At 48.8% G+C, this 22,249-nt stretch carries 22 protein-coding genes and 1 pseudogene; 9 read left to right on the top strand and 14 right to left on the bottom strand.

The window, feature by feature from the left end:
• Positions 1-428: 428 nt before the first annotated feature.
• The 3 genes and pseudogenes from umuD to umuC (HFD94_RS19745) form a co-directional block, all read left to right on the top strand.
• Positions 429-878, top strand: coding sequence for a translesion error-prone DNA polymerase V autoproteolytic subunit (gene umuD / locus HFD94_RS19755; protein ID WP_167433449.1), 450 nt, complete (start codon positions 429-431; stop codon positions 876-878).
• 8 nt (positions 879-886) lie between these two features.
• On the top strand, positions 887-2,161 hold the full coding sequence (gene umuC / locus HFD94_RS19750) for a translesion error-prone DNA polymerase V subunit UmuC (RefSeq protein ID WP_167433481.1): 1,275 nt from the start codon (positions 887-889) through the stop codon (positions 2,159-2,161).
• Positions 2,162-2,219: 58 nt separating this feature from the next.
• Positions 2,220-3,263 (top strand): annotated as a pseudogene (umuC, locus tag HFD94_RS19745) (translesion error-prone DNA polymerase V subunit UmuC); the annotation flags it as partial.
• Positions 3,264-3,584: 321 nt separating this feature from the next.
• Here umuC (HFD94_RS19745) and HFD94_RS19740 read toward each other — a convergent pair.
• The 6 genes from HFD94_RS19740 to HFD94_RS23065 all read right to left on the bottom strand — a co-directional run bounded on the left by HFD94_RS19740 (position 3,585) and on the right by HFD94_RS23065 (position 7,027).
• Positions 3,585-3,833 carry a hypothetical protein gene (locus tag HFD94_RS19740; RefSeq protein WP_167433448.1) on the bottom strand — a complete coding sequence of 83 codons (249 nt, stop codon included), beginning with the start codon at positions 3,831-3,833 and terminating at the stop codon, positions 3,585-3,587.
• 108 nt (positions 3,834-3,941) lie between these two features.
• The gene (locus HFD94_RS19735; protein ID WP_167433447.1) at positions 3,942-4,145 is read right to left on the bottom strand and encodes a plasmid partition protein ParG; all 204 of its coding nucleotides are present in this window, start codon (positions 4,143-4,145) and stop codon (positions 3,942-3,944) included.
• Positions 4,142-4,765, bottom strand: coding sequence for a ParA family partition ATPase (parA, locus tag HFD94_RS19730; RefSeq protein WP_167433446.1), 624 nt, complete (start codon positions 4,763-4,765; stop codon positions 4,142-4,144). The genes HFD94_RS19735 and parA overlap by 4 nt, the downstream gene beginning before the upstream one ends.
• Before the next feature lie 316 nt (positions 4,766-5,081).
• Positions 5,082-5,852, bottom strand: coding sequence for a site-specific integrase (locus HFD94_RS19725; RefSeq protein WP_167433445.1), 771 nt, complete (start codon positions 5,850-5,852; stop codon positions 5,082-5,084).
• The gene (locus HFD94_RS19720; RefSeq protein WP_167433444.1) at positions 5,849-6,631 is read right to left on the bottom strand and encodes a hypothetical protein; all 783 of its coding nucleotides are present in this window, start codon (positions 6,629-6,631) and stop codon (positions 5,849-5,851) included. The genes HFD94_RS19725 and HFD94_RS19720 overlap by 4 nt, the downstream gene beginning before the upstream one ends.
• A gap of 57 nt (positions 6,632-6,688) precedes the next feature.
• A complete protein-coding gene (locus HFD94_RS23065; protein WP_243234801.1) occupies positions 6,689-7,027 on the bottom strand; it encodes a hypothetical protein in 339 nt (112 codons plus the stop codon).
• A 478-nt stretch (positions 7,028-7,505) separates the two neighbouring features.
• On the opposite strand from HFD94_RS23065, the gene HFD94_RS19710 reads away from it, so the two are divergent.
• From HFD94_RS19710 to HFD94_RS19700, 3 genes are all read left to right on the top strand, one after another.
• Positions 7,506-8,435, top strand: a complete 930-nt coding sequence (locus tag HFD94_RS19710) for a hypothetical protein (RefSeq protein ID WP_167433443.1) — start codon at positions 7,506-7,508, stop codon at positions 8,433-8,435.
• A 30-nt stretch (positions 8,436-8,465) separates the two neighbouring features.
• Positions 8,466-8,720, top strand: coding sequence for a hypothetical protein (locus HFD94_RS19705; RefSeq protein WP_167433442.1), 255 nt, complete (start codon positions 8,466-8,468; stop codon positions 8,718-8,720).
• A 493-nt stretch (positions 8,721-9,213) separates the two neighbouring features.
• Positions 9,214-9,585 carry a hypothetical protein gene (locus HFD94_RS19700; RefSeq protein WP_167433441.1) on the top strand — a complete coding sequence of 124 codons (372 nt, stop codon included), beginning with the start codon at positions 9,214-9,216 and terminating at the stop codon, positions 9,583-9,585.
• Positions 9,586-9,701: 116 nt separating this feature from the next.
• On the opposite strand, the gene HFD94_RS19695 is transcribed toward HFD94_RS19700, so the two are convergent.
• From HFD94_RS19695 to HFD94_RS19665, 7 genes are all read right to left on the bottom strand, one after another.
• Positions 9,702-10,835: a DUF3800 domain-containing protein gene (locus HFD94_RS19695; RefSeq protein WP_167433440.1), complete on the bottom strand. Its 1,134-nt coding sequence runs from the start codon at positions 10,833-10,835 to the stop codon at positions 9,702-9,704.
• A gap of 134 nt (positions 10,836-10,969) precedes the next feature.
• Positions 10,970-14,761: a DNA-binding protein gene (locus HFD94_RS19690; RefSeq protein ID WP_167433439.1), complete on the bottom strand. Its 3,792-nt coding sequence runs from the start codon at positions 14,759-14,761 to the stop codon at positions 10,970-10,972.
• Between the two features lie 202 nt (positions 14,762-14,963).
• Positions 14,964-15,725, bottom strand: a complete 762-nt coding sequence (locus tag HFD94_RS19685) for a hypothetical protein (RefSeq protein WP_167433438.1) — start codon at positions 15,723-15,725, stop codon at positions 14,964-14,966.
• Between the two features lie 50 nt (positions 15,726-15,775).
• A complete protein-coding gene (locus HFD94_RS19680) occupies positions 15,776-16,069 on the bottom strand; it encodes a DUF1493 family protein (protein ID WP_147788645.1) in 294 nt (97 codons plus the stop codon).
• Positions 16,063-16,521, bottom strand: a complete 459-nt coding sequence (locus HFD94_RS19675) for an STM2901 family protein (protein ID WP_147788646.1) — start codon at positions 16,519-16,521, stop codon at positions 16,063-16,065. The genes HFD94_RS19680 and HFD94_RS19675 overlap by 7 nt, the downstream gene beginning before the upstream one ends.
• A 147-nt stretch (positions 16,522-16,668) precedes the next feature.
• Positions 16,669-17,973 carry a DUF1173 family protein gene (locus HFD94_RS19670; RefSeq protein ID WP_167433437.1) on the bottom strand — a complete coding sequence of 435 codons (1,305 nt, stop codon included), beginning with the start codon at positions 17,971-17,973 and terminating at the stop codon, positions 16,669-16,671.
• 37 nt (positions 17,974-18,010) lie between these two features.
• Positions 18,011-18,523 (bottom strand): phospholipase D family protein, encoded by a 513-nt coding sequence (locus HFD94_RS19665; RefSeq protein ID WP_167433436.1) that lies wholly within the window; start codon positions 18,521-18,523, stop codon positions 18,011-18,013.
• A gap of 169 nt (positions 18,524-18,692) precedes the next feature.
• Between HFD94_RS19665 and HFD94_RS19660 the strand changes: the two genes are divergently transcribed.
• Positions 18,693-18,896 carry an Hha/YmoA family nucleoid-associated regulatory protein gene (locus HFD94_RS19660; protein WP_167433478.1) on the top strand — a complete coding sequence of 68 codons (204 nt, stop codon included), beginning with the start codon at positions 18,693-18,695 and terminating at the stop codon, positions 18,894-18,896.
• 323 nt (positions 18,897-19,219) lie between these two features.
• Positions 19,220-20,095: a RepB family plasmid replication initiator protein gene (locus HFD94_RS19655; protein ID WP_033781262.1), complete on the top strand. Its 876-nt coding sequence runs from the start codon at positions 19,220-19,222 to the stop codon at positions 20,093-20,095.
• Positions 20,096-20,160: 65 nt separating this feature from the next.
• Here HFD94_RS19655 and HFD94_RS19650 read toward each other — a convergent pair whose 3' ends face one another.
• Positions 20,161-20,403, bottom strand: coding sequence for a DNA polymerase III subunit theta (locus tag HFD94_RS19650; RefSeq protein ID WP_167433435.1), 243 nt, complete (start codon positions 20,401-20,403; stop codon positions 20,161-20,163).
• Between the two features lie 168 nt (positions 20,404-20,571).
• On the opposite strand from HFD94_RS19650, the gene HFD94_RS19645 reads away from it, so the two are divergent.
• Complete coding sequence (locus HFD94_RS19645; protein WP_167433434.1) at positions 20,572-21,573, top strand: hypothetical protein; 1,002 nt, start codon at positions 20,572-20,574, stop codon at positions 21,571-21,573.
• Positions 21,574-22,249: the final 676 nt, after the last annotated feature.

The following is a 22,249-nucleotide window of genomic DNA, read 5'->3' as shown; positions in this document are numbered from 1 at the left end:
CCCGGAAGGGCACGCTCAATAGCTTTACGGTGACAGGGAAAAAGCTTACGCCACTCCCGGGTTTCATTCAGGATGCGTCCGCATCCCTGACACCATCAAATAAGTCAGGGTACGTCTGAAAGGGAGCTGAATAAGAAATTAAACTCTGATGACCTGTTCTCTGAGCGGTCTGGATTGCTTGTTTATTAGCCGGAATAAATTTGATTTAGTGGTTATAAAAGAGTTTAGACACAAAGGCATTTAAAACATTTTGAATTCTGCTTAACGATTTACTCCCCTTTTAACGCGCGTCCCGTTTGGCTTCTCTTGCCAAAAAACACCCTCTCATTAATACTGTACATATAAACAGTACAACCAGGGGGGATTTTTATGCGCTACACATTCACAGTACTGATCCATTCGCTGAAGCACACAGGGACTGATGCATTATGAAAACAGCGAACTACGCACCGGGCCTGACATTCTTGTGGCCCCCCGTGTTCACGCCCCCGGCACGGGTACCACTTTTTGCAGAACTCTGTGCTGCCGGCTTACCCTCCCCAGGCCAGGACTATGTCGAGAAAGAGCTGGATTTAAACGAACTTTGTATCCGCCGGAAAGCCTCCACTTCCTTTGTGCGCGCCAGCGGCAACAGCATGCAGGAGTCTGGCCTTTTTGACGGCGATATCATGGTGGTCGATCGCGCAGAGGAGGCTATGCACGGCGACATCGTCATCGCCGAAGTTGGCGGACATTTCACGGTAAAACGCCTGCAACTACACCCTCAACTTGCTCTGCTGCCTATGAATTCCTCCTATACCGTAATCTATCCGGAAGACCTGCAACTGCCCGGCGTCGTCAGCTTGTTTTTCAATAGTACGCGCAAGCGCCGGGGGTAATCATGACTATGTTCGGACTCGCCGACGTCAATTCATTTTATGCGAGCTGCGAGGCGCTGTTCCGCCCGGATCTGCGTGGTAAGCCTGTGGTGGTACTCAGCAACAACGACGGTTGCGTTATTGCACGCTCCGCTGGCGCGAAGGGGCTGGGTATCAAAATGGGCACGCCTTGGTTTCAGCTAAAGAACCAGCCCTATCCCGAAAAGGTCTTTATTTTCAGTTCGAACTACGGGCTTTACCATAACCTCAGCCAGCGAGTAATGACGGCTCTGGAAGAGCTGACTCCACGCGTCGAGCAATACAGTATTGATGAAATGTTTCTGGACCTGACGGGTATCGACGGCTGTGAAGACTTTGAACATTTTGGACGCCGCCTGAGGATTCACGTGCTGAACACCACCGGACTTACCGTTGGTGTCGGCATGGGGCCGACAAAAACGCTGGCAAAATCCGCGCAATGGGCAAGTAAGGAATGGAAACAGTTTCGTGGCGTGCTGGCGCTCACGCCGGGTAATCCGAAGCGCACCGCTTCCCTTCTGGAAAATCAGCCCGTGGAAGAAATCTGGGGTGTAGGCCGCCGTATCGGCAAGCGCCTGAACCTGATGGGTATCCACAATGCCCTTCAATTAGCACGCGCCCACCCTGCTCTTATTCGAAAGAACTTCAACGTTGTGCTGGAGCGAACCGTTCGGGAACTGAACGGCGAATCCTGTATCCCAATTGAAGAGTTACCTCCTGCAAAGCAGCAGATTTGCTGTTCCAGGTCGTTTGGTGTGCGCATTACGTCAAAAGTGGCCATGCAACAGGCGCTATGCCAGTACGCGACACGCGCCGCAGAAAAGCTCAGGGAAGAACAGCAATTCTGCAGGCGTATCAGCGTGTTTATCCGAACTTCACCGCATGCAGTCAACGAGGTGTTTTACGGCAACAGCTCCGGCGAAAAGCTCAGCCTGCCCACACAGGATACGCGGGACATTATCGAAGTGACCATGCGGTCACTTGACCGCATATGGCTGGAAGGTCGTCGGTACATGAAAGCGGGCATCATGCTCGATGATTTTACGCCAAATGGTGTCAGCCAGCTTAGCCTCTTTGATGATGCGCAGCCGCGTAAAAACAGCGCGCAGCTGATGAAAGTGCTCGACGGCATTAATCAGTCCGGGCTGGGGAACGTGTGGTTTGCCGGCCAAGGGATTAATATGGAGTGGAAAATGAAGCGAGAGATGCTCAGCCCGGCGTGGACGACAAGCTGGTCGGATATCCCTGTTGCGCGCGTTCTCTAATCAAAATGAGGGAGCAGAATGATCTTTAACTGCGATTGTTTTTCCATTCCACATAAACCACAGCATGTCTCAGCGCGTCATGACAGCGCTGGAAGAGATAACACCCCGCGTTGAGCAGTATTCCATTGATGAGATGTTCCTGGACCTGACCGGCATTGATTTCTGCGAAGACTTTGAACATTTTGGCCGTCGCCTGCGCGTACACGTGCTGGCTACGACCGGCCTGACTGTCGGCGTCGGTATGGGGCCGACAAAAACTCTGGCCAAATCAGCTCAGTGGGCCAGCAAAGAGTGGCCGCAGTTCCGCGGTGTACTGGCGCTGACGCCGGGTAATCCTAAGCGTACCGCGACCCTGTTGGCGAGTCAGCCCGTGGAAGAAATCTGGGGTGTCGGCCGGCGCATCGGTAAGCGACTCAATCTGATGGGTATTGAAAATGCCCTGCAGCTGTCGCGCGCCCACCCTGCCCTTATCCGTAAAAACTTCAGCGTCGTGCTGGAGCGTACTGTCCGGGAACTTAATGGAGAATCCTGTATTCCCCTTGAAGAGTTTGTGCCTGCGAAACAGCAGATTGTCTGCAGTCGGTCCTTTGGTGAGAGAATTACGTCTAAGGTGCTGATGCAGGAGGCGCTGTGTCAATACGCAACCCGGGCGGCGGAGAAGCTCAGAAAGGAGCGGCAGTTCTGCCGGCGCATCAGCGTCTTTATCCGCACCTCACCGCATGCGCAGGGTGAGAAATTTTATGGCAATAGCGCCGGCGAGAGTCTCACGATTCCTACACAGGACACACGTGACGTGATTGAAGTTGCCATGCGATCGCTCGACCGCATATGGCTTGAAGGGAGACGTTACATTAAGGCCGGGATAATGCTCGATGACTTTACGCCGAATGGTGTCAGTCAGCTGAGCCTGTTTGATGAAGATAAGCCACGTGCAAACAGTGCGCAGCTGATGAAGGTACTTGACGGTATCAATCAGTCCGGGCGGGGTAGTGTGTGGTTTGCCGGTCAGGGCGTGAATGCGGAATGGAAAATGAAGCGGGACATGCTTTCACCGGCGTGGACCACGCGCTGGAGTGACATTCCTGTGGCGCGCGTGATGTAACATCTACCGCAGGGCACAGCAGGCAAAAGCATATATGTTGCCCTGCCTTCTCATGAAAACTGCTGCCAGAACTAATCCACACTGATCAGAGGCTTGCCCGGGCGCTTTCCGCGAAAGTATCGTCAGCGCGGGCCCCTATCCTTACCCGAAAGCCGATGTAGCTATTCATCAAAGGCCGGGCGGCGCATGCGGACGGGCCCCTCAAACTTATCGGCTGACTGGGTGCGTGTTGTGAGCATCATCCCGTGTCCACGCATCTGCGTCAGCATGCAAGTCAGTTGTTCCTGTCTTTTCATGGATTCCACTGCGTTGAGAATTCATTCATCCTGAATTTTTCTTCTTCCAGCCGCCGTTGGCCAGAAATGCAGCGCGCGAAACGCAGGCGCCCCACAACAGTTGCATACCGATTTTGATCAGTTCACTGGCATCATGCATGAAGAAAAGCGGCATAATAAACAGCGTGCTCAGCAGGAACCCCCATTCAGCAGCGCTCTTTCTATCTCTATCGCTCAATGAAGTCATCGACTTAAAGCCCAGAAACCCAGAAAGCATTATTTTTAATCTGTTCATATATCAGCCCGCATGAACCCAGAAAGCAACGGATAATCACATAATCACATAATCACATAATCACATAATCACATAATTACATAATTACATAATCGCATAATCTAAAGATTATTGATGTCTTGCCATCCATTCATTAATGAGCTCGATTGTAACATCTGTCATGTCCCTGTCCTGCTTCAAACAAGCCAACTTAAAAGACTTGTGCAGATCTTCAGGAATGTTCATCTGGAGTTTTTTCGTCGGTAATCCCGGCTTGTGGATAGCGTCAACCGCATGCATTGTACTTTTGCTTGCACCGAGTTTCATTTTCATTGGCATAATTCCAGAATGTCGTTTGTTAGTACGTCGATTTCACCTTTCGCATTAGAATCGTCCGTGTCAAAAACAGTGCCGCCATCCATCATTGTTTTGATGTAACTCTGCCTTTGAGTCGTTCCTGTCCGTAGCGCGGGAATGCCAGTATCTTCAATCGATGCCTTAAGAACGCTTAGCATTTTGGCTGTATTGACCTTTTTGGTTATTACAAATCTAGCCTTAATTGGTTGCAGTTCCTGCCGCGCTTCAATCACAGCAATGATGGCGCCACAGGCAGCAAAATCCAGCGGTGAAGGTGTAACAGGGATTAAAACTACGTCGGAAACCATGACTGCAGCAGCTGAAATAGCAGATATCGCAGCTGCACCATCTATAATTATATAATCATATGATTTCAAAGTTTTCCTTACCGAGTAGACTTCTTTTTCTGATCCGGCATCGGCTACGTCAAACAGGCATTTATCCTCGTTATACCAGTTTCCGATACTACTTTGAGGATCAGTATCAACCACTATTACTTTGGAACCTCTTTTTGCGATTGCTGTAGCTACATTTATCGAAGTAGTCGTTTTACCTACCCCGCCCTTACCGTTTAAAAATGAAATGACTTTAGCCATACACATACCTTAGAAAGTAAAATAGCGCCCTAACCCTGTAACCCTGTAACCCTGTAACCCTGTAATCCTGTAATCCTGTAATCCTGTAATCCTGTAATCCTGTAATCCTGTAATCCTGTAATCCTGTAATCCTGTAACTATACGTGCGTAAATTGAAAACGCAATTAAAAAGATTATTTGATTACAAAATCATGTAATTCAATAATCATGTGATTACATAATTGTTTGACTATAGTTTCAATTTTTTATTAAGGATGGATTTAAGTTACTGAAAAATATTAATTGTTTTTAAATGGCACGTTCCATGTGAAATACATCAGGTCTTACTTTTGAGCATCGCAACAGCTTCAGTTCCAGGCATATGGAACTGCACCCGGTGCCTCGCCGCCACGTCCAGCGCAAACACCTTCGTGTAAACCTCGGTAGACTTCATGCTTTTGTGCCCCATCAGGCTCTGCAACGCCTTCAGCGGAATGCCTGCATAAAGCATGTGCATGGCGTAGCTGTGGCGGAAAGTATGTGGGGTGACCGGCACGGAAAATGTGACTCCGTCACCGGCAGCTGCCGCAACGGCCTCATTCAGCCAGGTCCGCACTGTCCTGTCGGTCACCGTCCAGAGCCTGACTTTTTCGGTCCGGCCAGTATCCGGGTTGCGTCGCTCCAGCGGAATTTTCAGCGTGGCGACCATCATCTCCAGCTGGGCCACGTACTGCGGATCGGACAGCGGAACCAGCCGGTGAGGGACCGCGCCTGACGGCGCACGTCCGGGGCCGCGGGCAGCTTTTTCCCCGCGCTGCTTCAGCGTGGCCAGCTGTACGTAGGGGTAGGGCGGTGCCAGGCTGAAATCCCCCCTTGTCAGTGCCAGCGCTTCGTTAATGCGCGCGCCCGTATTCCAGAGAGTGGTGAACAGCATCTTGCGGTGCAGATCCGGCACGTAATGAAGCAGGGCGCTGGCCTCGGGCGCCAGCAGGTATTGGGGGTATTCGTCGTGCTGTGCGGCCATCTGACGCAGCGCCAGCGCTGCCGGATAGTCGATGGCCACGGGCAGCTGGGATGGCGGATGTGAATATGAAACGAGATCGGTCATGATTCAGCTCCTGACAGCCGCTGATGTTCGTCACTCCTGACGTCAGCTTCCGGGTCGTCTTCAGCATTTAAAATTCTCTCAAATTCGGCATTCCGGATAGCATCTGCGGCTCTGCGCTTACGCTCCAGGCGCCATACCTTCCACATGGAAGGCTCCGCCGACCACTGCGTGGCATCGAGGCGGGTGTCCGGAAGGTGGGCAGATTTGCGCAGACGTCTGGCCTGGATAATGGCTTTCAGGCCCAGCCTGGCATACTGATACTGCCGCTCATGAAAATAATATCTGTAATCGGGAAAGGAATCGTATTCACCGACGCCGGCGATCATGCGCCTGGCCTCATCCTGCAGTACGGGAAGCTCCCGTATCCGGAACATCAGCAGCGCAGACAAAGCACGCCAGTCACCCTCAACGCCGGTAAACGCCAGTACCGGATATTCTGTGGTTGTCTGACGCTCGCCATGGGGGTCATCCTCACCGTCGTCAGTGGCTACCCGGGCGCATCCCTCCGCAAACCGTTCCAGCAGAAAGACCAGTTCGGTGGCGATGAAATACCGCTCCCGCGACTGCTTGTCCTCTTCTTTCTGTTGTTCATTCCGCAGGCGTTCAGCGGCAGCCGTTTCTTCACGTTCTCGCGCATAGCGGTGATTAAGCCTGCTCACCAGAAGCGCTACGCCGCCGGCCAGCACCCCGCCGGCCAGAGTAGATATCACAGGCACCCATCCCGAAATACCGGCAGCTGCAGCCTTTGCGGCCTGAGCCGTAGAAATAACATCTGCCAAGTTGTCGCTCCTTTGAGTTATAAGGCTTCACTGGTAGTGAAAATCCAGCCGAGGAGATTAATGAATGCTCAACGCAAGGTTAAACGCATCACCTTCATCGTGTATAAATACGTCTCCGGTTTCATTCCCGTACTCTTCCCAGTCCTCCGCGAAATCCTTATCGGTCCGCTCCCGCCAGTGTCCTTTTTCTGTACTCCAGATGGCGATAACTTTACCGCCGACGGAAATAAGTTCACGGCGACCGGATGAGTGCTGCTTGAACCACATTTTCGTATCCGAACCAGGTACATGGGTAAGGTACTCATAGATACAAAGAAGGGAGCCGAAGCGGTTAATTGCTTCTCCGCACCCGCCTTCGCAAATGTTGCATTTCCATGCGGTATTATTATTATTCATATAATTTCCTTATAAATATTCACGTCCGTGTTTGTATTTAACCTGATAATCTTATCCGAAATAGTCACGCTCACATCAAGTGAAACATATAAACTACAAGCCTGATAAATGTCACTTAAGCAATTACCTGAACAGTAACCACATAAGATCCGATTTATTCCTTTATAGGGTATTTAGCGGAAGTCATAAAGCAGAAAAAGGCATGATGATCGACAGGTAAGTTACGAACCTGGCGTGTAAATGAGTTTGTAACTTATTGTATATTATAGCACAAAATTTGATTCTGTTTCAAAAATAACCGATTTATCTTTAAGATCCGGTTCTGCCTTTTTCCGGATCTACGAAAGTAGGGCGAACAAAAAACAGGCGCAATGTATATCTTTTTTGAAAATAACTACATTGCAGTATTTTGATTATTAAATTCCAGGATATGATGATTGTTACAACCTGATGTTAATTTTCTCCAGAGGTCAGCAGTATGAACTTTCACAACCTGTCTGAAAAAAATATCGATGAAGGCAGCGCAACGTACACGCTGCGATCCATTTCACCGGTCACGGACGCAAACGTGACGGAGGAGGCCCGGGCAGCCGGGAAGCCGAAGGGCACTTACGCCAGAGAGTTCATTGAAGAGCAGCTTGGCGACCCCGTCACCAGCTGGATCCGTTCGAACGGGCTGGTCGCTTCGATGGACGAGGACCTGGCGCAGAGCTGCAGTGCGCTGCTTAGCAAGGAAAGTTTTGAAATCTGCTTCAGCGTGCAGGAGGCGCAGCAGTACCGCGCCCTGCTGGACATAAATTCTAACGCGGATCTGAAACGCATACTGTTCGATAACGCCGCGTACCTGCACTTTCAGGCCGCAAAAGAGCTGATGCTCAGGAAGACTGTGCTGCGCGGAATCTCCATGAGGCTGGCCCTGTTCTGCGAGCTAGCGGGTCGGGAGAAGCATGTCGTGGACGAGGCGTGGCAGCGAATCTTCTTCACTCCCCGGCCCGACGCATACGAAAAGTATCTGGACGACATTGATGCGATCAGGGAGCTGAAAAAGCTGCCGCCATTCGTAGGGAGCATTGTTCACCATGGGCAGGGAGCAACGGTGAAAATCAGGCAGACTTACGGGCCTGACAACGGCATCTGGCGGGTGAAAATCAGCCTCAATGACGCCAACCCGGGGCTGAACGGCCTTCTTCCCCTGCATCCCCTTTCGCATCTCCTGCTGATTGCCGATCCCGGCTATAACGGGATCGTCAAGATGAAAGATGGCAGTCCACTGCCGGCAATGCGCTTCATCAGTGGCCGCTGTGAGCTTCATCTCTACACCAGTAGCATCTCAGAAGAAGAGAATCCAGTTTCCGCATCCGCCGCCGCCGAACTCATCTGCGAAGGCGTTGAATCGCATATGCTCTGACCCACTGGGACCATTCCGGGAGAAAGATGAATGAAAGAAAGAAACAGCCGTTACCTGATGACAGAGGAGTCCTTCTCTGCGATCGCGCGCCGTCCGTCCGGTAGCGTAATCGCGCTGCAGCTTAATATGAAGGAAGAAGATGCACGTCAGGAAGTGTCGAAGTCGCTCAAAGCCGCGTTCTCACGGGCAAAGCGGAAGTGCTGTATAAAATCTGGTGACGGTGACGCAGCCTTTATGACACGCAGGGCCGGCGCAGCCACGCACCTCTGGGTTACCGTACTGTAAACATTGGGGAGTAAAGGGTCAGCTACTGGAAAATCGCATTTGCCTGATTACCCTCTTGCAGGGGAAAATAGATATCAGAGAAGGTGATAGCACTTTATGCTAATGACTAGGATGTGACTTTCGAGTTATTCTAACGAAAGACATACATCTATAAATTGCATAAGTAATTTATCCATGATAAATTATGACCTGATGCATCTCTTCATCAAATAAATCCCTGAGTAAGCGCCTAAAAACGACGTGCAGAATTTTTTCTGCAGGCCGGCTTTCTGCTGCCCATTTTCAGGATCGACAAGCTTAAAATAGAAATAACGCAACAGGAGGACTCACTATGAACAGCAGCTGATAACCACAGGAATCACGACGAAGACAGAAGGCGGACTATGCGGCCCACGACGGGAACGCAGGGTGTCCCATACATGCACGAAATCAATTCAGGAGGTTGCAATGCGCAACTTAACCGGAAAGAACACTTCACTCTATGGAGATTCGAATGAATCAATTTTTAAACGCACTGGAAGGGCTGAACCTTCCATTCCAGGAGGAGACGTCAATGTTACTGACTGTCACTTCCTCACCGGTCCGTAAAATTTTTGCTGAAGCCTGGAAAAGCTATCAGTCTAAAAAATACTGGACGTCATGCCTATGCTTATTCGCGGGTACCGCGTACGTGACTGGCATTGCGGTACTTGTCTGGTGGCTTTTCCCTGCGCTTAAAGCCATGTTGGTGGCGAAATTAGCACTTTCACCACCTGTAGCTCATGCAATCTGCTGGGGAATCAAACGCGCTTTGCGCTGGGGATTCGGCAAAATAGTTGACGCTATCAGCCGAAAGGGTGCTTCAAATACCGGATGCAAACCCTAACCTAAAACAGGACAAATGACAAGCGATTTGTCCTTTCTAAACGCCTGCTGCTGCACTGGCCGCAGGCGGCATTATTACGGCCTGCGCATGGTTGAATTGACACAATGCCACACACATTACGGCCGGTTTAATCCCGGCACTCGATGCTTAAGGCGCCTGGCTTCGTCTGGTGCAAAAATATCACGGGCCTTGGCCAACTCCTCCACTGATGGCTCAGGCAGTGTTTCCATAAATGCCTGAAACTGCTGGCTGACTGAGTTTAGCGAAAGGCTTGATGTAAGTGCTGTATTGCGGTTTGTGTACACGAGGCGTAGCAGAGGCTTTGTCAGATCTTTGCCCTCCATAAGCCGCTTGTAAACCCACAGGTACACGTCAACCAGCTCCAGTCCGGCGCTCCGGGTACCTGACTGAAACACGAGCGGTTGTGCCGGCATATTTCTCATATCCATAACTGGCAGGCCGGGGCCAATAGCGAAGGGCTGCTCGCGGATCTGCCTGTAGAATTCACTCAGCTCGCGCTGCGTGGTATTAAACTGCGACTGCTGGTCAACGATGATTTCGGCGCGCCGGTTGGGGGCTCCCAGCCGCGTGCAGATGCCGTGCAGAACCGACTGAAACCCAACCATGTTCGGCATGATCCGCAGCCTGTCTTTGTTAGTTTTGCAGTTATAGCCTAACTCCGTAAAGTTGTTAGCCGCCCAGTTAAGGGCGTCACTTATAAGCTCCCGAGTACGCGCGTCGTGCAGCCGTACACACCGCTTCAGCAGAGTATGACTAACCTCCCGGAACAGTAGCTCTGAACGACCATCGTGCTGCTCAAGCCTGGCGCGCCACGCTTTCTCTGCCAGCTCCTTATCAAACAAGTTTGCCAGACTCAGCAGCAGAGGATAGCGCAACGGGGTCCAGTAGGCCGTCCAGCCCACCGCCGGATTCATCCCCTGGTCGAATACCTGGTCAAAGAAAGAGATGATGGCGTGGTCTCGCTTCACCACCTGATAGATATCAAAGCGTATGCGGAGCTTTTTCTGCAAGACCAGCAGGGTATCGACAACCTCTCCCAGCCGGTGTATGCCCATCTCGGCGGCATGAAGCCGCGGCACTCGCAGGTCCTTTCTCAGCGCGGCCAGCTCTTTCTCAGCTTCTTTGTCGAGATCATGAGGCGAGGATAATACGCCATAGGACAAAACGGGCTGCGTCTGGTCAAACAGGTTCGGGCCGGTATGACCGGTTTCATCCACATAAAAGTACATCTGAAAATCCTTTATCGGTGGCTTCAAGACTAACGCGGGAGGGACTTCACTCAGACACATTTGCATACTGCTCCCTCTTTAGACTACCAGGCAACTTTAGCTTCAGTTAACCTACTGATAAAAAACCGGATATTTTACTCATCGTCCTCAGAGTATTTTCTGCTGCAGGTGACGAAATACTTGCCCTCACTTCTGGCTGACCATGAGGTAATGAAGCCGCTACCCTGCAGTGCACCGAGTAAGGCTTCGGCCTTGGAACTGCTTTTCAGGGTGAGGGTCGCCGTTTTCTGGGAAAATACTTTTCTGTACTCCTTTTCACTGAGTACGTTCACAAGGGCAGACATGTCGTTTCTGGTGGGGTTACCTGTTTTTAACAGTCTCAGGATCAGGCTTATTTTCAGATCGTCATTGTCTGCGTTGCGAATCATATTTTTAATGACTTCAGCGGATAATCCTAAATTTTCCAGCACGTCCTCGCTGTAATTTTCATAGCCATTTAAGACAAGGGCGGCCTTCTCCGCTGCGGTGAACTCAGCAGAACGACAAATTGAGGCCAGCATACATTCATGGTAAGTCTGATCATTATCAGAATTCAGGTAGTATTCTGAATCAGTCAGAAATTCCTCCCTGAACTGCGTAAACCAGAACAGTAAAGTCTTGCACACGGCGCCGTTAGTGAGTGTGCCCAACCGCTCTGTGACTTTTGAAAAAGACCCTGTCCCCAGAGTGAGTTTATTGTTGAATATCATACGGCGGACATTTCCGGAGCTCAGATTCTGGTCCCATAAATCGGTATTTACAGGCAGGACAGGAAGTACAGCCTTATACGCTGCATCGCTCAGACCGTCATCGCAGATGATTCGTTCGTATAACAGTTTTTCATCCCCGTCGCCGGTCAGAGCCACCTGCTGCATGCCGAGAGCTTCAGCGTGCCTCTCAATGTAGCCGCTCAGTACCGCCTGGTCACACTCCTGCTGAAGATACTCAAGCAGTGACGTCCAGTGTGGCTCCACGTGGTCGTGCAGGAAAAACAGATCCCGCCAGGACAGCCCCTCATCCGTATTTAAAAAGTCATCGCCGAACGGTTTCAGGTCAGGCACGGTGAACTGCATCTGTTCCAGAATCTCCGTTTTTGCCTCATCAGACAGGGGGTCATGAAGGAGCATGTTGACAATCACTGAGCTGTTCTCGTCTGAACCAATAAGCATATCTCTGACGAAAACATCACTGTTCGAATCAATACGGGATTTCACCTGCGATAAGTCATTGTCCGTTACGAGAGAGAGCGGACGGGCATCCACATCCTCACAGGTTACGTTATCCTTTGCGAGCAGACCCGCGACCACGGTCCTGAAGTTGGCTTTATCGAAGAGGTACATACGGTGTTCAACGATATAATTCAAAGCCCGTGCCTCAGTATCGCTCCCCGGCAGTTCAACGTCGCTGTAAATTACGCCGAGTTCTCTGATGTTATCCATAAAGGGCTGAAGCGTATTTTCATCAAGGCGGGATATCAGACCATATCCCTGCTCTTCAACAAACTTTCTGTAATTTACCTTATTATCGGAAGTGACCGGCTTCACAAACGCAATCATGTTTATGATGATTTTTATCAGTACTGGTGCAGGCTCACTGGACTGAAGAAAGGACAGCATTTTGTCCAGATACCCGTTTTTTTCGAGAGCACAAATAATGAAGTCCTTAAAGGATTCACCGTGGATAAACTTGGATGCCAGAACCTCGAACACGGAAAGAACTTCATGCGCTTTATTTTCAAATAATTTAGAGATCATATCTGACAGATAACATGAATTTATCGTAGTGGGCACCTTCATCAGGTAAGTCACGATCTGATGATGCAGGGCACCTTCACGGTAAATATAATGCTGCTCTGCCAGTTCGTAAATGACCTCTTTTTCACTGTCCAGAGAAAAGCTGTCATTTACCTCTTTACACCCGGTAAAGCGTCCCACTGCTTTGATATAGTCGTTATCGTTAACTGAAATGGTCCCTTCCTGAAAGATTGACCTGAACATCATGTAATCCTGCATGATGTAGCCGTTGGTCAGCAGGTAATACAGAACTTCAAAGCCCCCCCGGAGGAAGCCCGTTCGCAGGGTTTCAAGCTGTTTCACGTCAAGAATATCCGGACTGATGCATTTTTCTATGTAGCTTTCGGCTATATCAGTGAATTTTTTTTCACCAATGAACAAGGTTAATTCGGCGAGTGTGATGGAATTCCGTATACGTACTTTTTCATTAACATCGTTCAGATGAGAAACGGTTTTCTGGTATTCCTGCCTTCTGTCTGAAGAAACCAGCTTTGTTCTTTTTTTGTATTCTTCTACAACATCACTTATATCTATCTGAAAAGCACGGAAGCCATTTGAACTCCGCTCATCATATCCGATAAAACAAGCATTGCCTCTGCCAAAAAAAGTCAGGAAATCTTCTTCACTCTTATATAACTGCTCGGGTATAAAATAAACACTGTTATTATAACGCGGGTGTTGAGAAGTGGAAAAATAAATCCCTGACCACATCGCTTCCGATATATATCTGCAGATAATTTCCTTTCTGACATCGGCAGCTGATGATGCGGTTTCTTTTTTTAGTCGTTCAACTTTCTTCTCGAGTTCTTCTTTTTCCTCATCCAGAGATTTAAAATAGTGATCATGGAGTGTTCTTAACCTGTAATCATTTATATAGGAGAACAGAACCCCTGACTTCTTGTCGGTCAGGTTATAGTCCTGCGCGTAAACATTTTTGTAGAAAATGACGGAAAAAATTTTCGCTTCATTTTTATTTTCATCAACCACCTTCCTGAAAACGTTGTACTCGTTGGCGATGTTTTTCAGAGAGCGCATGTCGGAAATATATAAAGAAGTCTGCTTGAGAAGGACATTGTCTCTGACAGGGAAGTCTTTCAGTTTGTTTCTGAGGTGGGTGTACGCATTCCGGCTGTCGAGCACGGGAACGACGGGCAGAATGAAGTCAAAAAACTTGGTCCGGACATCAGAACCAAGAAAAATATCATCACGGCATGCATAGATAAACCTGACTGGCTCATTTCTGATGTTATTGTTTATTATCTGATTTATTTCCCTTAGCTTCACAAAAATGTCAGAATTCCCCAGTCTGTCGAGGTCCTCAAACACGACCACTTTGCTTCTGGAACGGGAAAAAAAATAGACGATTTCGTCCAGGCAGTTGTTCAGCAGTGAGGAGGATTCCTGCGCGGATACGTCAGCACTTGCCTGGAGAAAGGCTATTTTGCTCAGCTTCAGCTTTTTGTCAAAAAAGCCCGCTTTTGAGGCCACCCTGACAGTAAAAAAAAGGGAAATTAACGCCAGTATCATACTTATCCCTAACCGTTCCGGAAACGCATTCTCGACATAAGCAAGCGTCTTCACATCTGCACCGAAATAAGACAGTATTTTTTTGGGCATGACTGACAGGCTGAATAGAAACAGCGGCATCACAATGAAGAATGAGGAAAAAAAGATGCTTAAAATGTGTTTTATGTCTCTTTTCTGAATCCTGTCGATACGTGAGTCGGGAAGGGTCGACTTGTCTTCTTTGTAAAGAATTTGCTGAAGGATGCTCAGCTCAATTTCTGCATTCTTTGGCGGTTCCAGGTCCTTTCCTGAAAGGGAAAAATCGGCCAGGGACACACTGATAAAATCGTTTTTTTTCCGTTCATCAAGATAAGAAAAAATCACCGTACTTTTGCCCGCCCCGTAGGGGCCGGTAACCGCTATGTTTCTTACCTGATTTTGTGAGAAGGCGTAATTCAGGGCGGTAAAGTACTCTTCGGTACGGGCATCTTTCATTATCACCGGGGTCAGTGCATCGTAGACCTGCTCAGTGCTGTCGTCAGTTACAGCTTTATTTTTTCTGCCAGAGGTCATTTCGCTGTATTTCATTTTTAAATCCGTTAAGAATTTCATTTTTAACCTTCATCGGAAAAGTAACTGCTGACGTGTATTAAATTGTTAGCCTGCAGGAATATAATCGGCTATTTTCGTGCTTTAGTAATCTATCAGGCAACTCTGGCGTTAGAATGGATGAATTTCTAGGTTAATCGACTAGCTACCAGGGCCTTTTGTTGTCAAAAATAAATAGACTCTATTTGAGAAATTCAACTTTTATAACGTGCTCTGATGGAACGGATAATCCGTTACAATCAATGCCTGACGTGGTCCCGTGCCCGGGAGGAAGTCTTCTCACAGAGGTATATGCATAGCTTAACGCCGTCTCAAGAGTATTTTCTTTATTGTCTATTTTTGCCAGGAACCAGACCAGGCAGGGATGCAACACCCGCAAATAATGTTCTGTCAGATCGCATTGATATTCCTCGTTGTAAGCGTTGAGCACGTCCTCAACCAGCTCCGGCAATCTGACATAGTCTCCTAATCCCAGTTCATTAGCATGAAAATGAACTTCCCTTATAAGATGGCCGTATGGGCCCCAGTGTGTCCTGTCAGCTGTGCGTTGCTGAAACATAGAATCCGGCACACCCATTTTTTTGTTCCAAGCCTGCATTTTTCCACTGATATTTTGATCGGGGGCCAGTTTGATCAGCATATCCATTACAACTGATTCTGATTTGTCGAGTGAAAGTAACCCGCCTGGGAAGGTATTACCTGAAAAAGTGCGGGTACCGTGAAACCAGTACGCAGAAGTAAACGGTCGTGGCTCGCCAAGCATCCCGCAAACGTATTCCCTGAGATAATAATTTGAGTCAACATTTATGGCAGGGTCTGATTCATAAATTTGTTCAAGATCTAACGATAACAGAACCGCTTCAAGTTCATGAACTTTAAAGGAAAAACCTGCAGAAAGTGTCAGCAGAGTCTGAGTCCTTGATGAGCAGTCAAGTGTGAGCATTAAGGATGTCCTTGAGGATTACCGGAAGTAAGGGGTGGACTCTCTGCACCTCAGTCGTAACACCAATAACCTGTACGCGCTGCCTCTACCAGCATCCCGATAGTAAGAGGGATGGCCTCACGCGGGTTTTTTGGATAGTAGAGACTGAAAGTCACCTGGTCAGAATCCATTGCAAACGCATCGAAGACGTTCTGAAGGCATTCCGCAGCGTCCTCCGGGTCGAGCTTCATGTCCAGATTGAGCGACATTTCTGGCGTGAGTGTTTTTCTCCGGAACGTAAGCAGGGAGCGGCCGTTCCACGGCTCAATGAGTGCCATTACGCGTGCCTGGGTGTCATCTACCATATCTTATCCTCCCCGCGGGCGATGGCATTGTACAGTCTGACCGAATTGAAACTGATATCGGCAACGTCTCTGGCCAGAACCACCCAGCCCACAACGGGTATCGCCCGTCCGACAAAGGTGCTGAGCTTATGCGTAAAGAGAATACGCGCGGTCCGGGGCGGGTATCCCCCTACGATGGTGGGGAGCTTGATGCCAAAGGGAAATTTGGCATCAGGGAACGCTCTGCGCGCTGCCCGTGAGGCATAGGAGGTTCCCTTGAGAGCATCGCGCGGTTTGGTGCGGGTAGTCAGGACATTACGTCCGGACAGGATGGCCACGATCGCGCCGAAGTCATCGATGCCCAGCTGTTCGGCGACTTCTTCGCAGAAAATCATGAAAAAGAGCTCACCAGCGGTGAGGTTCGGTCTGCCCGCGTAGAAATAGGTGTTATTGAGTTCTTCAGTCGTGTCCACTGCCAGCTCCTGCATGTTCAGCTTCGTTTATCGTCCTGACGCTTCTTAAACAATACCCTCCGCGTTCAGGCCTGACAACCTGTCAGGCACAGGGTAAACAGATACGGTACTTCAGCCCTATCTCCCTGCAGTTAAAAGACACCAGTGTCAGACGCAGGGAAATGCAGGCATGTCTGACTTCGCAGCAGCATCCCAGTACCACCACCGCCCGGGCCCATATTCCGCCTCATAGTGAGAGGTTTTTACCTGCCTGCGCTGCAGGTATTCTGGCGTGTTCATGCCGAACACTTCCATCGGCAGTGCATCCACACTAGGAACATCTTTAAGCACAAAATCCGGAAAGACATCTTCCTCACCGTCGTAGCGCAGAGGCTTGATAAAAGAGCGCTTTTCCTGCCACAGTTTTTCTTCCACAGTTCCCTCATAGCCGGAATCAAGCGGAATAAAGCGTGGGCTGACCGTCATCAGCGCCATGTCGACGACGGTGCTGCAGCTGGACGGTCGGTTGCGTCCGTCAAAGTGCCTGAACGTCGTTTCGGGCGGATCCGTTTCCGCAATGACTACTACCTTCATTCCCCGGCGCCAGTCGCCCAGCTCGCGGCTAAAACTCCTCCCCAGGCGCAGGCGCACGTCCTCCGGCAGAACCAGGTCAGGAAAACCAGAAAACAGCCCCAGTGGCACCATAGTTTTCAGTCGTGCTTCACCGGACTCACTCCAGCCAGCCAGCACAGAAATGACAATCAGTCGTCTTTTGTTCTTTTCGGCCGCTCTCAGGTGTTCCCGGTTAGCGATAACCTGCTGAGTGCCCTTCGTGGCCATGAGCAACAGGGATTCATCCAGTGGCACGCGGCCAATACGGATACGGGCAGCCGTCTGCTGCAGGCGCCAGCTCACCCAGCCAGGGCTGCGTTTCTTTTTATCGAAAGCGGGGTGCCAGACATTGATACCGGACTGCTCCCACAGCAGGTGCAGAAGCCCCAGCAGGCTCATCGCGGGCCGCCGTCTGCGTTTCACCGGTTCGTCATCTGAGACGGTTTCAGCCGGTTTTCCCTCGGAAGGTGCCTTTTTCTGGAGGCCCGTGGGCAGTCTCACTACAATGGTGCCATCTGCTGCAGCACGGACCGCGTCCCCCATATAAATCTCTGCCTGGCGTTCATCAGACCACACTGAATAAAACCGGCAGTCAGGTTTATGCTCATTACCCGTGAAAGCATATGAAGATAGCCAGCAGCGTTCGGTATCACGGGAGTAATGAACCTTCAGCCGTCTTCTGATCGGATCGCTTTCTGCCGGCAGACACCTGCAGGTCACTACTGTAGTTTTTTTATTGTCCCGGGAATGCTTAAGCCAGCGCTGCCAGGTGGATGTTTCATTCTGCTGGAAAGCTTCAGAGGCCTCCTGCTGGCCCCGCTGACCAGTAAAGTGAACCGGATAAACTTTTTTCTTTGTCATATACAGTCCGCTAAGCAGATTATATTGCCCATGTCGTTCATGAATAATTGCACTGTACCGGCGATGACTCAACCCAGAGGCGGTTAAATTCATTCTGATATCGCTGAGCCAGATTTGGATTGTCTCTTATAACCAGCGCATTCTCGGCATTACGTTTCTCTGCAGATGAGGTGTAATTAAATGATCCCGTCTGCACGCCATTGTTACCTGTCACAATAAACTTGTTATGCATAATGCTGTACTGTGCATCTGTTCTTACCTGAATACCTGAACAGGCCAGTTTGTTCACCAGTGACCAGCGGTCATGGCTTTTCTTTTCATCTGCAACAATTCTTACACGTACTCCACTCTGGGCCAACTTACTGAGCGCTTCTGCAACGGGTGCGCTGGTGAAGTCGTACGCCGCCACATCGGCAGAATCGGCAGCTGAGTGAATGAAGTTGAGGATCAAAGCCTGGGCTGTTCCCCCGGGTGAAAACCCAGCACTGATTTCTGAATCAGCCTGTGAAAAAAAAGGTAAAATAAAAAGAAACAGACAGCATTTTTTCAAAGTTTATAACCTTATATAGACAGACTATGTTTTATATGGATTATAATAACTATATCTTACTAAGGTTGCTAATTTTTGCTTCACTTAAAAAAGTAAATAATTTATCAATTCGACAGCGATAAATGTGGAAATCATTGATTCACATAATTCAACAATAAAATGGAAAAATATGACGAGAACAGACTGGTTAATGAAATTCAGGCGTTGCCATACGCTTGAAACCCTTGAGACTGTTTATGAGAATCTAAGCTATAAAATTCCCGACGATGAAGGATTTGCCATGACACAGGCTTATGATCATCGAAAAGCTGAATTTGCAGCAGGTAAACTTTTTGATCGTGTACCTGGGTATGTATGGAGGTTCGTTAAGTAGGTATGTGCTTTGGATTAGCGTGTTGAATCTTCACTTGAGGATTAGGCATAAGTTCTTACCATCCGATTTATCCACTGGATAGTCTAAATAAAAGGATCATTAGAGGATCAATGGTAGATCAATAAGGAATAAGATCGCTCTGAGACCTTTGATAGCAACGATTTCAGCCTGATTCAATACACTGCACCGGGTAAGTATATCCACTGTGAAGGGTGTGATATCCACTATACAGGGTTCAAACTACACTATAGCGGGTAGATTTGATCCACTGCACCGGGTAATATACTGTTCTTATGCACTCACTTTGATATTTGGAATTGTTAATGGAAAACAATAAGTTATCGCTCATTATCGAGGAAACATCCAAAGAATCAGGTGAAGTTATTCACCTTCTGCCCACTCTGCGCCAGACAATACAACCTAAAGTTTTGCTGCGACTGGGCGTCTTTGTACCCACGCTGAAATCAACGGATAAGGGCGGCAGGAAAAGTCACAGTATTGATGCAACAGAGTCACTGTCACGACTGTCCATTGTAGAGGGCGAGGGTTACAACCAGATTCAGATTTACGGTCCACGACTCGACATGGATACCGATTTCAAAGTCTGGGTAGGTATTATCTATGCGTTATCGAATAAAAAGCTCGATAACGACGATCAGCTGGAGCTCAACTTTGCTGATTTCGCAAAGTACTGCGGTTTCGAAACAAAACGCATCGACAGGCAGCTGAAGGACAGGTTTGATGCGTCTCTTACCCGAATAGCCCGGACCAATATAAGTTTCGTGAAGAGCGTACCCGGTACAGATGATCGTATCACCATCAACATGCACCTTGTGGAATCGACTTACTACGACAGCCATACCGGCAAAATCATCATCAAGCCAAACTCTAAGCTCAATACACTGTACCGGGTAGATGGTAAAACTAGGTTGTATCTTAAAGCACTCCAGAAGCTTTCCCGAAAAGAGTCTGCACAGGCACTCTATCTCTACCTGGCTGAGTTACCGCCAACCTTTTATCGGATTGGGTTTGACCGGCTGCGTGAGCGGCTTCAGCTTACATCACACCTGGGTAACCAGAATGCCACTGTTAAGAAGGCTCTCCAGCAGCTGAAGGATATCGGTTTTCTCGAATACTCCGTAGATAAAGAGGGGAGCGACTATGTGCTCAATATCCTCAAACGGAACAATAAACTCTGAATCCCCCTGTATAGTGGATAGTCTTGAAACGCAGAGCGGTCACCCTTCATAGTGTATTTTCGGCGCTACTCTTTGGCTTCCTTCTGATAGACAGCATCAGTGCCTTTAGGCAGTAGCTGTGATTGCTGCCGGTAATGAACAACTCTTTCACGGAAATATTCACGCAGCGCCGCTGGCTGCTGCAGTTCAACCTCATGCGGGATCACCGGCATATTAAGCCGTTCTTTGTAGGCTACTCCGGCAGCTGCAAGGTCAACGCTGACTCTATCTCTTTCACTCTTTTCTTTACTGGACAGATTGTAAGACATTTAGATAACTCCTGAACTTAGCATAGCGTTTATACCTCCTTGTGGGATGGCGGTGGCTGATGATGTCAGAAGCAGGTTACAGTAGTCAGGTGGCGCCCTACGTCCGATAAAACAAATTAGTAAACTAAATTTTTCAACTAACCCAATAGTTTTGAGGAAATTTTTGAAATGAGTGACCTAAGCCCAATTCTTGCCTTTCGGACTAAAAACGGTACCTTTTCTGGTCCATTTTTAAATGAAGCTCAGCTTACTGGGTTATTACGCCTCTACAGAGAGCAGGTATCTCCTGCTGGTGTGACGTTTCCGGATTTGTCGCCGGTAATCTACAGCCTGCATAGACTCATTTCTGACAGGGTCGCAGATCAGGCCAGACATCTACAATGGTTTATTAATCAGCAACAGGATTTAGAGCGGGCACGTCAACTTGCTAAAAGTTATGAACTTCTCTTTGATCAGTGGAACTATGCAAGTTCCATTGTTGATCAAAAGAAAAAGGCAGATCAGTGGGACAAGGTGGTAGATAAAGCCTGCGACATTCTTTATGATTTGCGTGAAGCTATGCCAATTGAAAAATCAATAAATCGCTGGGGCGAAGCTTTAACATATAAGGTTCAGCACATTGGGCGTATGTACACTGAAGCCTTGTTATTTATCATCTATGGCAGGGCATCGTACGAGCCTCTCTCGCTTGTTAATGATCCCCGGCTACGGAAATATATTCATGAAATTAAAACAATAATTAGATCTTATCTTGATGGTCAAAACAAAATAAACCTCCTGTTAAGTGCAGCCTTGCATGAGAAAAAATACTACGAGAAGGTAGCCATTCTTACAGGTTTTAATTCTCAAACTGAAGCAGATGCTTTCTTATTCAATTACATCAAAACTATCAATCCTGAGCCCATATACGATCCGAACTCAATTCTACTTCCTCGCATGTCGGATGTGCAGGAAGCGTACAACCAAACTATCAGATCTGAACGTTATACACATAGGCAGTGGATGGTGCTTTGTGCTTTGTGGGAGCTTCACAGCCAAGTTAGCCAGCTTGAATCTCTTCTTGATGCATTGGAAGAACAAGATGGAGAGCCGGATAGCAAAGCCTCTAGTGAAACCTATGAAATTATCACAGCAGTACTTGAGAACAGGTTTACTTTGCTTGATCGCTAGCCATCTCAAAAGTTGATAGCTTGGGATGGCAATCTTATGCTCAATGCTCTAACAACCAGCTAAGATTTAATGAACTAGTTGTAATAATGTTCGCCATTGGCACAAAGCGGACATTCAGCCCGTTTATTTCCTGCCTTCATGCAGCGAACGAAGTTGGTGAGCAACTAACAGACAGTTCCTCAATGCCGCTTTAGCGGCATGGAGGCGCCAGACGATGTCAGAACAGGGTACAGTGGTCAGACGGCGCCGTACGCCCGGCGCAGCCGGTTACGGGCTGATATATTGCGCTACCCAACCCCCTTCCTGCTAAGCCAGACGGCCTCAAAGCGACGATAACGTTTACCTAATCCCGAAGCCCCGGTGAGCGGGCAGGACGGCGCAGAGCGACGTACAGGGCGTGATTTCCGGGGTCTTGGTTTTACTGTTCACTGTGAACAGTAAAACTTAGAGGATTAGTTACACCATCCATTACAGCCACTCCTGTTCCGGCCCAATGGGCCGGGGCGGGGGCGGCCTGTCAATGGGCACTCGGAGCTTCAGGTCTGCTCCGGTTCGGGCTGAGAGGGGCTGGAGAGTTCAGGTCTGCTCAGTGTGGTTTTATATCGTCAATATGAGTGTTGTAACTAATGGTTTTACCCTGCCCGCCACCGGCGGGAGCTACTTCAGATTCTGAGCG

This window comes from Pantoea sp. EKM20T, assembly GCF_011800485.1.
Taxonomy (GTDB): domain Bacteria; phylum Pseudomonadota; class Gammaproteobacteria; order Enterobacterales; family Enterobacteriaceae; genus Pantoea; species Pantoea agglomerans.
The sequence above is the reverse complement of the archived record's forward strand: the minus strand, read 5'-3'. Positions and strand labels throughout refer to the sequence as shown.